The 14,445-nt window shown below is 45.1% G+C and carries 10 protein-coding genes and 1 tRNA gene; all 11 read right to left on the reverse strand.

Translation table 11 applies throughout. The features are described 5' to 3' along the window. Positions 1-77: 77 nt before the first annotated feature. Entirely contained in the window at positions 78-3,896 is a 3,819-nt protein-coding gene (locus D5281_RS03335) for a phosphoribosylformylglycinamidine synthase (RefSeq protein ID WP_160558739.1), read from the reverse strand. 177 nt (positions 3,897-4,073) lie between these two features. Then, entirely contained in the window at positions 4,074-4,664 is a 591-nt protein-coding gene (locus D5281_RS03340) for a TetR/AcrR family transcriptional regulator (protein WP_160558740.1), read from the reverse strand. Between the two features lie 61 nt (positions 4,665-4,725). Beyond that, a complete protein-coding gene (locus D5281_RS03345) occupies positions 4,726-5,181 on the reverse strand; it encodes a hypothetical protein (protein ID WP_160558741.1) in 456 nt (151 codons plus the stop codon). 579 nt (positions 5,182-5,760) lie between these two features. Beyond that, positions 5,761-5,831, reverse strand: a tRNA-Trp gene (locus D5281_RS03350). Positions 5,832-6,056: 225 nt separating this feature from the next. Further along, the gene (locus tag D5281_RS03355) at positions 6,057-7,142 is read right to left on the reverse strand and encodes an LCP family protein (protein WP_160558742.1); all 1,086 of its coding nucleotides are present in this window, start codon (positions 7,140-7,142) and stop codon (positions 6,057-6,059) included. 289 nt (positions 7,143-7,431) lie between these two features. Continuing rightward, entirely contained in the window at positions 7,432-8,799 is a 1,368-nt protein-coding gene (gene radA, locus D5281_RS03360) for a DNA repair protein RadA (protein WP_334296603.1), read from the reverse strand. Positions 8,800-8,964: 165 nt separating this feature from the next. Further along, complete coding sequence (locus D5281_RS03365) at positions 8,965-9,375, reverse strand: endosialidase (RefSeq protein ID WP_160558743.1); 411 nt, start codon at positions 9,373-9,375, stop codon at positions 8,965-8,967. Between the two features lie 58 nt (positions 9,376-9,433). Next, positions 9,434-11,884, reverse strand: a complete 2,451-nt coding sequence (locus D5281_RS03370) for an ATP-dependent Clp protease ATP-binding subunit (RefSeq protein WP_160558744.1) — start codon at positions 11,882-11,884, stop codon at positions 9,434-9,436. Between the two features lie 118 nt (positions 11,885-12,002). Then, on the reverse strand, positions 12,003-12,377 hold the full coding sequence (locus D5281_RS03375) for a GntR family transcriptional regulator (RefSeq protein WP_160558745.1): 375 nt from the start codon (positions 12,375-12,377) through the stop codon (positions 12,003-12,005). A 200-nt stretch (positions 12,378-12,577) separates the two neighbouring features. Then, positions 12,578-14,047 carry an SH3 domain-containing protein gene (locus D5281_RS03380; protein ID WP_160558746.1) on the reverse strand — a complete coding sequence of 490 codons (1,470 nt, stop codon included), beginning with the start codon at positions 14,045-14,047 and terminating at the stop codon, positions 12,578-12,580. After that, entirely contained in the window at positions 13,965-14,429 is a 465-nt protein-coding gene (locus D5281_RS03385) for a hypothetical protein (RefSeq protein WP_160558747.1), read from the reverse strand. Before D5281_RS03385 ends, D5281_RS03380 begins: the two co-directional genes overlap by 83 nt. Positions 14,430-14,445: the final 16 nt, after the last annotated feature.

The following is a 14,445-nucleotide window of genomic DNA, read 5'->3' on the forward strand; positions in this document are numbered from 1 at the left end:
TTTACTTCCACTTCAAGGCCCTCAGAGGTTTCTTGAGATACATTCTATTTTTCTTAGCTTCATTCCCTGGCAGGCTTTTATTTAAAATATGCCACCCCGGATTCAAAGATCTTCATATCCTGCTGTCCGTAAATATTGACGGCTACGCCCTCGCCCCGGCGCTCCGCATGGCCCATCTTACCAAAACATCTTCCATCAAGAGAAGTAATCCCCTCGATAGCAGCATAGGAACCATTGATATTCCACTCCTCATCCATAGATACGGTTCCATCTATGTCCGCATACTGGGTAGCTACCTGCCCGTTTGCAAAAAGCTTTTCTATCCATTCTTTTGACGCTACAAACCTTCCCTCGCCATGAGAAGCAGGTATGACGTAAACAGCTCCCGGTTCAGCTCCTCTCAGCCATGGGGACTTATTGGAAACCACCTTTGTATAAACCATCTTGGAAATGTGGCGGTTTATGGTGTTAAAGGTAAGGGTTGGAGAATCCTCCTTCTGGCCTACAATCTCCCCACAGGGCAATAATCCTAACTTAATAAGCGCCTGGAAACCATTGCAAATACCCAGAGCCAATCCATCTCTTTGGCTGAGCAGATTCATCACAGCCTCTTTAAGCCGCGCGTTTTGAAATGCTGTTGCAAAGAATTTCGCGCTGCCGTCCGGCTCATCACCTGCTGAGAATCCCCCTGGGAACATAATAATCTGCGCCCCGTTTATATCCTTTTCAAACATTTCCACTGACTGGCGGATATCCTGGGCGGACCGGTTTTGAAATACCCTTGTCACCACATCAGCCCCTGCCCGTTCAAAAGCCCTGGCGCTGTCATATTCACAGTTTGTTCCCGGGAATACCGGTATGAATACCACAGGTTTTGCCACTTTATTTTTACATACATAAATCTGTTTGGCCCGGTAAATCGGGGATTCTACAGGCTCAGCGCCTTTTTCCGCTTTGGTGGGGAATACCTTTTCCAGTCTTCCCTTCCATGCATCTAAGGCTTCCTCCATTGTAACTGTCACATCCCCAAAGCTGAATACATCATCCTCTCTGACCTTTGCAACCTTTCTAAAATTAAGGCCTTCCGCTTTTCCCTCTTTTTCTTCAAACAGTATTACCGCATCCGATGGGCTCATTTCAAGAACGATATCCCCCAGACAGTTTTCAAACAAATCCATTGCCTTAAGCCCGTCCTCAAAGGAAACGCCCAGCTTATTGCCGAAGGCCATCTTGGAAACGCCTGCCAAAAGGCCTCTGGCATCAAGAGCATAGGCTGCTTTTACCCTGCCCTCCTGCATCCACTTCGTAATAAACCGGTATGTCTGCATAACATGCTCATAAACAGGTATGTCATATTCATCTTTATCAAACCAGAACTGAATCAGCTCGTCTCCCGCCTGCTTAAGCTCCGGCGTAAGGATATTCTTCCCCTTTGCCACATCCACCGCAAAGGATACCAATGTGGGCGGAACATCTATGTCGTTAAAGGTTCCCGACATGCTGTCCTTACCGCCAATGGAAGGCAGGCCATATCCAATCTGCGCATCATATGCCCCAAGGAGGGCTGCAAAAGGCTGACTCCATCTTTCCGGCTTTCCGCTCATACGCCTGAAATATTCCTGGAAGGTAAAACGGATCTTATCAAACGCTCCGCCGCTTGCCACGATTTTTGCCATGGACTCTGTCACTGCATAGACAGCGCCGTGGTAAGGGCTCCAGGAGGAAAGATAAGGGTCAAAGCCAAAGCTCATCATGGTAACCGTATCCGTCTTTCCCTTTTGGACAGGGAGCTTTGCTACCATTGTCTGGCTCTCTGTCAGTTGGTATTTCCCTCCATAAGGCATAAGCACGCTGCCTGAACCAATGGAGGAATCAAACATTTCCACAAGGCCCTTTTGGGAGCACACATTTAAATCACTTAAAACCTTAAGCCATGCCCCCTTTATATCTCCATCCTCTAGAAGCGCCTGGACCTCTGGAATTGCAACCTGCTTTAAATAATTCTTTTCACGCTCAGGAGTATCTACTAATACATTGGTTTCCTGATGAGCGCCATTGGTATTAAGGAAAGCTCTGGAGATATTGACAATCTCTTTTCCTCTCCATTTCAATACCAGTCTGGGCTCCTTTGTCACCACTGCAACCGGAATGGCCTCAAGGTTTTCCTCCGCCGCAAAAGCAAGAAAGGCCTCCACATCCTTCGGGCTTACCACCACTGCCATTCTCTCCTGGGATTCGGAAATTGCCAGCTCTGTGCCATCCAGACCGGCATATTTTTTGGGTACTTTGTCGAGGTCAACGATAAGGCCGTCCGCTAACTCTCCAATTGCAACGGACACACCGCCTGCCCCAAAGTCGTTACATTTTTTTATAATCCTGCTGACTTCTCCCCTTCGGAAAAGTCTCTGTATCTTACGTTCCGTAGGTGCATTTCCTTTTTGCACCTCTGCGCCGCACTTTTCGATGGAACGCTCTGTGTGCACCTTAGAAGATCCTGTGGCGCCGCCGCAGCCATCCCGGCCCGTCCTTCCTCCAAGCAGGATAATCACATCATCCGGAGCTGAATTTTCCCTAATGACATTTTTTCTGGGAGCGGCGCCCATCACCGCACCAATCTCCATACGCTTTGCAACATAATCCGGATGATAAATCTCTTTCACATATCCCGTTGCAAGGCCAATCTGGTTCCCATAAGAAGAATATCCCAAAGCGGCGCCTCTTACCAGCTTTTTCTGTGACAGCTTGCCCTTAAGCGTCTCAGATACAGGCACCGTAGGGTCTGCCGCGCCGGTAACGCGCATAGCCTGGTACACATAGCCCCTGCCTGACAAAGGATCTCTTATGGCGCCCCCAAGACAGGTGGCCGCCCCGCCAAAAGGCTCTATCTCCGTTGGATGATTGTGGGTTTCATTTTTGAAAAAGACCAACCATTCCTCATGAACCGGCCCATCCCCGTAATCCATCTCTACGGGAACAACCACAGAACAGGCGTTAATCTCGTCCGATTCCTCCATATCCTGCAGTTTCCCGTCCTTTTTCAATTTTCGCATGGCCATCAGTGCCAAGTCCATCAGACATACGAACTTGTCATCTCTGCCCGCAAAAATCTCGCTTCTGGTATCTAAATAACTTTGGTAAGTTGTCTCAAGAGGCGCCTTATAATAGCCATCCTGAAACTCGATATTTTTAAGCTCCGTAGAAAATGTGGTATGACGGCAATGGTCTGACCAGTAGGTATCTAAAACCCTGATTTCCGTCATGGTGGGATTTCTGTGCTCCTCCCCCTTAAAATAATTCTGAATATGCTCAAAATCCTTAACGGTCATTGCCAGCTCCAGGCTCTCATATAGACTGCGCAGCTTATCCTCCGGCATGTCCTGAAAATCCTCAAGCACTGCAATATCCGCCGGCTCCTCATACTCCGTAACCAGCGTCTTAGGCTTATCCATGCCCGTTTCCCTGGAATCTACCGGATTGATACAGTAGGCTTTTATTCGTTCCATTTCATCAGGGGAAACATTGCCTGTAATCAAATATGTAACCGCAGTCTTTATAATAGGTTCCTCGTCCTCTTTCAGGAATTTGATACACTGCATGGCCGAGTCCGCACGCTGGTCAAACTGCCCCGGAAGGAACTCAACGCCGAACGCATGTCCATCCTGCGGGATTTCAATTTCCTCTCTGTAAAGAATATCTACAGGCGGTTCTGAAAATACGCTGTTTACCGCGCGTTCAAAGGTTTCCCCGGAAATGTTCTCCACGTCATAGCGGATAAACACCCTTACATCCCGGACGCCGGATATTCCAAGATAACTGCCGATTTCTTCTTTCAGTTCCCTTGCCTTCACTGCAAAAGGCGCCTTCTTTTCTACATAGATACGTTTTACATTTCCCATGTTGAAATTCATCATCCTCCATCTGATTGATTGTATTGGTATGGTCTATACTTTTCTGACACCATATCAAATTTATTTGTGACGGTAACAGTTGCCAAAGCTATGCTGTTACGTGCAGCAACACTTTCATTATACCGGATTTATCCTATTTTGCAACGCAAACAGGAAAACCCTGCTCTATTCATAATCTTCCCCGATTAACCCCTGCATCACATACAAGATTTCCCGATCCACCGCAGCCTCCTGGATGCCTCTGGTCTGGGAGGCAATTTTCAGCCCCTCCAGCACGTACATAATATTTCTTGCCGCTCCCCTGGGGTCCCCGCAGTAAAATTCACCGCTTTCATTTCCGGCCTGGATCAGCTTTTCAATCACATACACCGCCTCCTCAAACTGTTTCTTTAAAAGGTTGTCCTTTGCAGGTATATTGCAGTTAAAAAAATACTCGTAAATAGCCATATTCAGGGACGGCTTAAGATTAAGAAGCTCCTTTTTCTGCTCCTTTAGAAACAGGGCTAAAATATCAGATGGAGAGGCGCCTTCCGGAATGCCTTCCTCAAACACATCATCCGCTTCCTCCTGTTCCAGCTTAAGTACCTCCTCAAACAGCTCACTCGTATTCTGAAAATACAGATAAAGTCCCCCACGGCTGATCTCACATGCCTCCACGATGTTCTTCATAGTAACGGTTTTAAAACCTTTTTCCATAAACACTTTTCGCGCTGTCTCTACAATATACTTTTTCTTCTGTACCGATTTTTCACTCATCTATAATCCCCATTCTTGCCAATACCCGCAGACTGTAGTACGAAAGCATTTGTCTCTCCGCTCAGGTTCGGTCCCAGAAATCCAGCAAATTTTTTATCTTCTTAAGTCCGCTTAAAAACACGCCGTTTTCAACAGCCATTGACCACAAAACTCCCTTGGTCAGGCCTCCTAACACATATTTAGCAATAACCCCGAATATATCTTCTATATTTTCAAACTCCGCCTGTTCAATTACTTTAAGCTCATCCTTCACGTTTTTAATGCCACAGCGGGAATAAACATAAACATAATTGCGGTTCATAAATCCGGTTCCCTGCATTTCCTTTATAAACGAAAGCAGCGTGCTGTCATAGACCGGAATCTGGATAGAATGCGTCAATCTTTTTTCCCCTTCATAATTATGTACCAGCTTGGTCCCTGACTTTTCTTCCAGCCACGGAATATACCGAAAAATCTTTCCCATTTTCAGGCGATATTCATCTATCTTTTCCTGTCTGTAAATATTTTTATTCTCCAATGAATTCAACCTCCCTGTTATGGCAGCCTGTCAATTTGTATTCCCACAAAATATCTATTCTTATTTATCTTAACATAAAAATCAAACACTGTCACGTTTCTCGGAGAGCTTATTGATTTTTAGGTAAAAGTAACAAAGTTTTTCTCTTTGGAAGTATACCTAAAACATCATTTAAAGAGAACTATAATCTTTTAAAATTTATTGATTCTATAAAAACACTTCCATTTTCGGAAAACTGTTCACCCTTGTTCATAATAAAAAAAATAGTTGATTTTGTATCTATTTGTCATATCTTGCTGAATATAGCTCTCTTTGCTAATATAATGTTATTATGAAGCAATATACTTATAGATTTTCACTTTTTAAAGCAATATACTAAAAAAGAAGTTGATTAACGGAAGTCAACTTTGCTAATTAGCAATTCCGGAAAAATTCCCCTTTTACACAAGCAAAAGGTCCTGAAGCAATTCAGGGCTTTTTGTATTCCAGAAAGATTGCGTCAAATACGGACTCGTTTCACTGCATGGAAAAAGCATAAAAAAGCTAAGGACTCTGTTATCAGAATTCTTAGCTTTCATCCAGGGGCAGTAGGAATCGAACCCACATCGATGGTTTTGGAGACCACTGTTCTACCTTTGAACTATGCCCCTATATTAAATACTTTAATACCACGCAAATTATTATAACTCACTATACTGCCGTCTGTCAATCATTTTTCACATGGAATTTTAATTTCACCGTAACTATTGTTACTTTTCATGGATCAGGAATGCGCATTTACTGCTCATTCCGTGAGAACGTGATTCAGGTGTGAGGGGCGATTTTAAATGGATTTTGCAAGTAACCGTCAGCAAGGCTGAACTGTTACACTTCATCTAATACATTAGGTAGTCCTTCGTCTTTTCTTCTATAATCTTGCTGTATTCCTTCACTGCCTTCGAAGGCTCATAATCTTTTTCCCCATAAAGCATCTCATGCAGCTTTTTCACATTGTCCTCTAAGGAGGTAGGAACCACGCAGGACCCTTCTGCACCTATGATACCGCCATTTCTCATATCGCTATAGGGAAATCCGTCACTTTGTGTCACTTTATAATCTCCCACCATGCTCAGTACGGGAAGAATATCCCCCACATCAAGGGAGGTTCTAACACTAGGCAGCACTGCGTTCATGGCGTTCGTGAGCGTCTTCAAAGAGGCCTTCTTGCTTTTTTCTATCATAGCTACCAGCACATCCCGCTGCCTCTGGGCACGCCTGAAATCGTCTCCGCCGCCGTAACGAATTCTGCAATATGCAGTTGCCTGCAAGCCGTTCAAAACCTGCACACCCGACTCTGTTACCGGTGTGTATTCAATATCCATTTCCTCTGCCATTGTGCTTTGGTAGTTGTTTAAATGGGTAATCTCCGTCTCAGTAATTTCCATTTCAATGCCGCCCAAGGCATCTATTGCCGCCTTCAGGCCTTCAAAACCCACCGTTATATAGTCTGTCACATACAGATCCGTATTCATATTAATCATTCCAATCGCCTGCTCCGGTCCTCCCTGGGCATAGGCTGTATTACACTTCTTATAAGTGTCATTTCCCAAATTCAAAAAAGTGTCCCTATAGATAGACACCAGGCGTATCTCGTGGGTATCCATGTTAATAGAGCAGATCATGATCGTATCGCTTCTGTTTCCTTTTCCAAGGCTGCCGTCTCTGGCATCTACACCAAAGAAAGCCAGATTAAAAATTCCGGTATATTGGTTTTTCTCCCCTTCCGTATGCTCTATCTCCGCTGCTTTCTCTTTGACTTCCTCATTTACCGCAATATTTTCTTCTTTAAGGTTGTCCTTTTCTGCTCCATTTTTACTGTCCGTAGCGTGGAGTGTAATATACAAAACGCCCACCGCAGCCACTAGTACGGCCAGCTCTATTATAAATAACGGAATATGTTTAATCCATTTCTTTTTTTCCATTTCATACCCCCGGTATACCGCAGATTTTTTGTGTGAGGACGACTTCCTGACATGCCGCTTCGCAGCACAAGCAATACACGAACCATTTCAGAAGAATCGGTTTATGGCGATTCTTCGAGACGAAACTTAGATTTTCTTAGGCGGCGTCCTCTGCCGTCTCAGAAAATCTTTTCGTCTTTTTCACACTCATTTAGACAAAGTCCGATAGTATTTTACCACAATATGGTCTATTGGGACAATAGATTTTATCGGTATTGTTAATTTTTTATTCCATTTTGTAACATTTTCGTCATAAATACGCGATAGCATCCCCCACATTTTTCACACAAACCACTTGAATTCCTGTTATCTCCTTCAAGCTTTCCTTACACACAAAAGGAACGATACAGGTGGTAAAACCAAGCTTTTTTGCTTCCTGCACTCTCGCCTGCACCATACTCACCGCCCGCACCTCACCGCTTAGCCCTACTTCTCCTATGGCAATCATCTTATCATCAATGGCTTTATTTTTAAAACTGGAAACAATCGCCATGGCAATTCCCAAATCCACAGCCGGTTCCTGAATCTTAATGCCGCCTGCAAGATTCACATAGGTATCGCAATTGCCCAGGGAAATCCCCAACCGCTTCTCCAAAACTGCAATCAGCAGATTCACCCTGTTAAAATCCGTCCCAATGGTCTGACGCCTTGGAATACCAAAATTAGAATGACAAACCAATGCCTGAATTTCTATGAGCATAGGACGTGTCCCCTCCATGGAACAGACCACAATAGATCCACTTGCCCCTTCCGGCTTCCCACTGAGCATAAATTCCGATGGATTTGAAACTTCCTTAAGGCCGGACGCTTCCATCTCAAAAACACCGATTTCATTGGTAGAGCCAAAACGATTTTTCACCCCCCGCAAAATACGGTAGGAAGCGTGCCGATCGCCCTCAAAATACAACACAGTATCAACCATATGCTCCAGTACTCTTGGCCCGGCCACGGTTCCCTCTTTGGTCACATGTCCCACAATAAAAATGGAAATATTTAACCCTTTGGCCAATTGAAGAAGCACGCCGGTAGCTTCTCTGACCTGGGAAATGCTCCCGGGCGCAGAGGAAACATCCTCCCGGTACATTGTCTGAATAGAATCAATCACCACCACATCAGGCTTTGTCCTGCGTATGATTTCCTGGATTGCTTCCAGGCTGGTCTCGCACAGAAGCTTCAAACAGCCGTTAAAATCTCCAATACGGTTGGCCCGGATTTTAATCTGCTTTAGGGACTCCTCACCGGAGACGTAAAGTACTTCCCGCTTATCCAAAGTAAAATTCCGGCACACCTGCAAAAGCAAAGTGGATTTTCCTATACCAGGATCTCCTCCCACCAAAGTAAGCGATCCCTTCACAAGGCCGCCGCCAAGCACTCTGTCAAGCTCCTGCATGTGAGTGCTGATTCTATCTTCCTCTTCCAGGGAGATTTCAGAAAGCGTTGCAGGTTTATTTTCTGCACGCTGGGTCATCTTTATACGATTTCCGGCACTCCTTGTTACCACCGTCTCCTCAACAAAGGTATTCCACTGCCTACAGCCCGGGCACTGCCCCATCCATTTACCTGACTCGTACCCGCAGCTTTGGCAAAAAAATACCGTAGTATTTTTTCCTTTCGCCACATTCCTCTCCGTTTCTGCCACATGCGCGGCTCCATCGCTTTCACATTTGCGTGTCAGCCTGTATCTAAAGGAGTTTGCCATCAGCACAAATAAGCAGGCTGCTGCAAATAATCCTTTTTCCTTTTGCAGCAGCCCCCATTATTCCAGTTCATGTAAGTGAAACAATTATTTTGCAATCCGAACGCTTACTTCTAAAGCCTCTGCAAGCTCCACACTAATATTCAGCTTGCCGCTTAAGTTGGTTTTCATCTTGCCAATGCTCTTATCATTCACAAAAACCTCATACTCCGTATCCTCGTTAAGGCCCACGGTGATCTGCGCGTCTTCATCCCCTTCTACCAAAAAACAAGTTTCCTGTGCATTTTCTACAAAATGCAGCACACTTGTCCCCGGCACTGACTCATAAGCAAACATTCCATTTTTTTCCAGTCTGGTCATAGTCTTATAAGTCTTAACTTTGTACAAATCCCCACAGTGCTCAAAATTCTCCAGTTTAGCCTTATCTTTAAGTACATGATTTCCAAAACTGATAGTTCCATCCGTCTCTGAACGCAACAATTCCTCAACAACAGCCATTTTCTTATGTCCTCCTGCAAATTATCTTCATTTCTCCTTCACATTAGTATAATATATTTTACCTTTTTTTACAATCAAAAACCACCTGCCCTTTGCGATAGCCTGCCGTCACCATATCCCCTGGTAAAACCCTGCCTTCCAGTATTTCCTCCGCCAGTTTATCCTCCACCACGCTCTGCAAAGCTCTCCTGAGCGGCCTGGCGCCCATCTTATCATCCGCATATTTAGTCACAATATGCTCCTTTAGGGCATTACTGATCGATAGCTTAATCTCCATCTGGCTTTTGCATCTTTTTATCAGATTGGTGCAAAGAAGACTGATAATCTCCTGCATTTCATCTTTTCCAAGGGGCTGGAACACCATAATTTCATCAATACGGTTGATAAATTCCGGTTTAAACAGCCTTTTTACTTCCTCCATGACTCCGGATTTCATCTTTTCATAATCCTGTTCTTTGGTGCTCTCCATGGAAAAGCCAAGGTTTTTCGGGGCAACGATTCTCTGGGCGCCGGCATTGGAGGTCATAATCAATATGGTGTTTTTAAAGCTTACCTTACGTCCTTTGGAATCTGTAATATGTCCGTCATCCAGCACCTGGAGCAATACATTAAATACATCAGGGTGGGCTTTTTCTATTTCATCAAATAAAACTACGCTGTACGGATTTTTGCGGATTTTTTCGCTGAGCTGTCCGCCTTCTTCAAATCCCACATATCCCGGCGGCGATCCGATCATTTTGGACACAGAATGCCCCTCCATATATTCCGACATGTCCACCCGGATTAAGGCGTTTTCCGATCCGAACATGGCCTCCGCTAAGGCCTTACTGAGCTCTGTTTTTCCTACACCGGTAGGACCCAAAAACAGGAAAGAGCCTATGGGTCTATTGGGATCCTGCAGTCCTACCCTTCCCCTTCTGATGGCGCGGGCTACTGCACTGACAGCAGCCTCCTGTCCTATCACACGTCCGTGAAGGATTTTTTCAAGCTTAAGCAGTCTTTCACTTTCCCTTTCCGTCAATTTGCTGACCGGCACCTTCGTCCAGGAGGAGACCACTTCCGCAATCTCGTTTTCCCCTATGGAAAAGTTTTCCTCTCCTTGTCTGCGGCGGTTTCTTTCCTTTGCGCGTTCAAATTTCTTTATCAGCTTATCCTGCTCTTTGCGGATCCGGGCTGCCTTCTCTAAATCCTGCTCTTTTAAGCACTGCTCCACTTCCTCATCCATTACCCTGATTTGTTCCAGAATTTCTTTTTGATTTTCAGGGGTATGCATATTTTTTAACCTGACTGCCGCAGCAGCCTCGTCAATTAAGTCAATCGCCTTATCCGGAAGGTTTCTGTCATTGATATAGCGCTCAGAGAGTGTTACGGCTGCCCTGATTGCCTCCTCCGTAATCGCTACTTTGTGATGTTCCTCATACTTTGGGGCAACCCCTTTTAAGATTTCCACCGCTTCCTCTATAGATGGCTCCTCCACATACACGGACTGGAAACGCCGTTCTAAGGCCGCATCCCGTTCCACATATTTATGATATTCCGCCACCGTAGTAGCACCAATCAACTGCAATTCCCCTCTGGCAAGGGAGGGTTTTAATATATTGGAAGCGTCAATTGCGCCCTCTGCACCGCCAGCGCCAATAATCGTGTGCATTTCATCCAGAAAAAGAATGACATTTCCATCCTCCTGCACCTCCCGGACGACCCGTTTAATTCGTTCTTCAAATTCGCCCCTGTATTTAGATCCTGCTACCATCCCTGAAAGGTCTAAGGTAAGCAGCCTTTTATTCTGCACGGTAAAGGGCACTTCTCCCGCCACAATGCGAAGCGCCAATCCTTCCACCACGGCAGTTTTCCCTACGCCAGGCTCGCCAATCAGGCAGGGATTATTTTTCGTCCTTCGGCTTAAAATTTCTATGACACGTTTAATTTCATTTTCCCGCCCAATCACCGGATCCAATTTTCCATCCGCTGCAAGTGCCGTTAAATCTCTACTGTACTGCTCTAATGTAGAAGTTTTATTATTTTTTCTGCTCTGCTTTTTCCCCAGATCCTCTTTATAGAGATTGGCATCCTGGCCCATGGCAATTAAAGTATCTACATACAGCTTCTGGATCGATATGCCAAGCGTGTTTAAAAGCCGTACTGCAACATTTTCTCCCTCCTTAAGAAGGGCAAGCAGTATATGTTCCGTTCCCGTTTCCTCCGCTCCAAAACGGTCTGCCTGCTTGTGGGCCTCCTCCAGTACTACGCTGGCCCTGGGAGATATTTCTTCCCTTTCCTTGATAAGAACCGGAGTCTCCGGTATAATCAAATCCTGTATCATCTCAATGAGCTTCGCCTCGTTGGCACCATTTTCCGTAAGAACTCTGGCCGCTACTCCAGCGTTTTCTTTCAGCAGGCCAATCAAAATATGTTCTGTGCCCACATACCCCGCACGCATTCTGGACGCTGTCTTTTCCGCCAGCGATAACGCCATCCTTGCTCTGTCTGTAAAACCACCTGACTGCATATATTTTCCTCTCTCTTACCGTGCACCTGCACGCAACTAAAATTCATTCTTTCTTATCCCCTTGCATATCGCAAGCCGTGCTTGCGATACTGCCACCAATCAACTGCACAAACCTGCCTTAATTGCTGGCAAATTCCTCATAAATTTCATTTATCATCTGGTGTGCTTCTTCTTTGGATATTCCCTTGCACATTCCTTTTGCAAGGGCGCCCTTTAACTCCTCTTTCATTTCTTCCAGGGCTCTTAGCCTATCAATATCCACCGCAATCACCGCGCCCCGTCTTCTGTCCACCTTCACAAAGCCCTCCTGTTTTAATACTGTATAGGCTTTGTTCACGGTATGCATGTTGATGCCTATGTCATCTGCAAGCTGCCTGACAGACGGAAGGGCATCCCCCTCTTGAAATTTCGCGGTTGCAATTCCAAGAATGATCTGATTTCGCAGCTGTAAATAAAGCGCCTCTCCGCTGTTAAAATCAATCTCTATTACCATATATCATCCTTTCTTTCCTGCAGGATACGCAGGTCTTTGCACAAAATATCCGTAATCGTTGTCTATATCAAACTCCTGCGAATACTTTTCTGTGCCATCTCGTACAAGAGGAATAGCCCCCGCTATTCCTCCTGTCTGTTAACATCAAACGCTGTTACCCTTGATAGGCCAGCTTCTTATATAAAGATGTCCTTCGTTTTTTACAAATCTTTATCATCCATGTTTAAAAACTCAAATTCAAATTCGTCATCATCCACAAGGAAATTCTGTGCCTTTCTTGCCGCAGGTTTTCTGGCAGGCTCTTTTCTCTCCGCCGCGTAAAGCTCTTTTTCGCCTTTTGTCTTACCCTGTCCTGTTTTTTCTCTGCTCTTTGGGCTGCGTTCCATAGCTGCAGGCGGAGCTGTGCTTTTTTTCTTCCTTGCCAGGGCTGGTTCTTCCTCCTCCTCGTCATCAACCACACGTCTCCTGACTTTCTTTCTCACAGGTACAGGTTCTTCCTCCTCTTCCTCCTCATCATCTTCATCTTCATAATCATCGTAAGATAAATCTCTTATTTTAAACAGCAGAATGGTTAAGATAATAAATAAAACAACAATCACGACCGCCAAAATAATAATAACGATCTTTTCATTCTTTACCTGTTCCTCCATCTTTGCTGTGTTATCATTGGTTCCATTTATCAGGTTTAAAATATCTGTAACCCTTGTCTTCGTACCAGTAGGACCATCTGTATAATTTAAGAAATAATACTCGTATTCTCCTGTACTTTCATTTAGCATATAAGCAATATCATAATCGTTGTGTTCTTCCTCCGGCGCTGACTCTGTGGGCTGCTCCCCACCGCCTTCTTCTCCTCCTTCGCCTTCACCTTCGCCGCCTTCAGGGTTTTCACCTTCACCGCCTTCTCCTTCAGGATTTTCTCCGCCACCCTCACTGGCTCCTTCTGCCGGCGCACCGCCAGAAGCAATCAAATCAGAACGTACGTATCCCTCTATGGTCTTATCATTATAATTGCAGGTAAGCTGATACCACTTTTTCCCTGAGCTGTCATTCGCTTCCCCAATTAAGGTAATTTCAGTTCCATTGGGCAATGAAGTTACAATACTATGTTGCGTGGACGCTCCGGAACGGATATTGACACTGTTGCTTTTAGAAGAATTAACAGTTGCCTGCTGCTGTTCAATCGTGGTTGGCTGGGTATCTGCCGGAGTGCTTGTGTTTGACGCAAGCTGCGTGCTTGTTGCAGTTGTGCTCACCGCAATCGTCTCGCTGGTTTCCACCAAATCGCTTCTGATATAACCGTATCCTCCATTGGCCACAGACACCTTATACCATACGGTGCCCGCGCTATCCTTAACTGCCTCTAAGATATCAATTGTTTTTCCTGCCATAGCACTTCCCACCACTTCGCTGTCTGTGCTGGCCTGTGCCCGAATGTTCGTATTATTCTTCACTTTACCCTGGGCTGCTAAACTGGAGAAGGTCATCATGCAAAAGACCGTAAGCATCACGGCCAGTCCTGCTGCTCCCTTTATCCATATCCTTTTAAAAACAGGTGTTTTAAATTTTCCCACTTTGCTTTCTCCTCTATCTTTCCCTTGTAAATCTTTTACTGCCCTTTTCTGTCTGCATATTTTCCCCATAACCGACAAGATTATTCTTTCGCTCATTGCGCATTTCTTCCTCCACCCTTCTATGGTAAGCTTCCTCACATATAGGGCAGAAGCGTCCGCTCCTGATATTTGCTCCACATATTTCGCACCTTAAATAACCTCCCCGGTTTTCAATGACTTCAAACCGGTTTTCCTTAATCATATCTCGTATGGATTTGTGTGAAACACCTGTTTCGCTTGATATCTCAGCCACATTGGCCCCCTTATGTTTCTCCAGATATTTTCTCACCTTTCCATAATCATCATGCTCCACTGCACCGCAGTTTTCACATTGATATTCGCCTACCCCTTTGTACACCATTACCCCTCTGCAATTCAAGCAAAAGCTTGGTCTTTCTACCTCTTTTAATAACAGTGGTTTTCTCATTTTTTCCGCCATTTTGTATCATTCCCCC

It is taken from the genome of Parablautia muri (genome assembly GCF_009917485.1).
Lineage (GTDB): Bacteria > Bacillota > Clostridia > Lachnospirales > Lachnospiraceae > Suilimivivens > Suilimivivens muri.

Coding starts and splice junctions, on each gene's coding strand:
- D5281_RS03335 (WP_160558739.1), bottom strand. CDS start 3,896: ATGGGAAATGTAAAACGTATCTATGTAGAAAAGAAGGCGCCTTTTGCA.
- D5281_RS03340 (WP_160558740.1), bottom strand. CDS start 4,664: ATGAGTGAAAAATCGGTACAGAAGAAAAAGTATATTGTAGAGACAGCG.
- D5281_RS03355 (WP_160558742.1), bottom strand. CDS start 7,142: ATGGAAAAAAAGAAATGGATTAAACATATTCCGTTATTTATAATAGAG.
- D5281_RS03365 (WP_160558743.1), bottom strand. CDS start 9,375: ATGGCTGTTGTTGAGGAATTGTTGCGTTCAGAGACGGATGGAACTATC.
- D5281_RS03370 (WP_160558744.1), bottom strand. CDS start 11,884: ATGCAGTCAGGTGGTTTTACAGACAGAGCAAGGATGGCGTTATCGCTG.
- D5281_RS03375 (WP_160558745.1), bottom strand. CDS start 12,377: ATGGTAATAGAGATTGATTTTAACAGCGGAGAGGCGCTTTATTTACAG.
- D5281_RS03380 (WP_160558746.1), bottom strand. CDS start 14,047: ATGAGCGAAAGAATAATCTTGTCGGTTATGGGGAAAATATGCAGACAG.
- D5281_RS03385 (WP_160558747.1), bottom strand. CDS start 14,429: ATGGCGGAAAAAATGAGAAAACCACTGTTATTAAAAGAGGTAGAAAGA.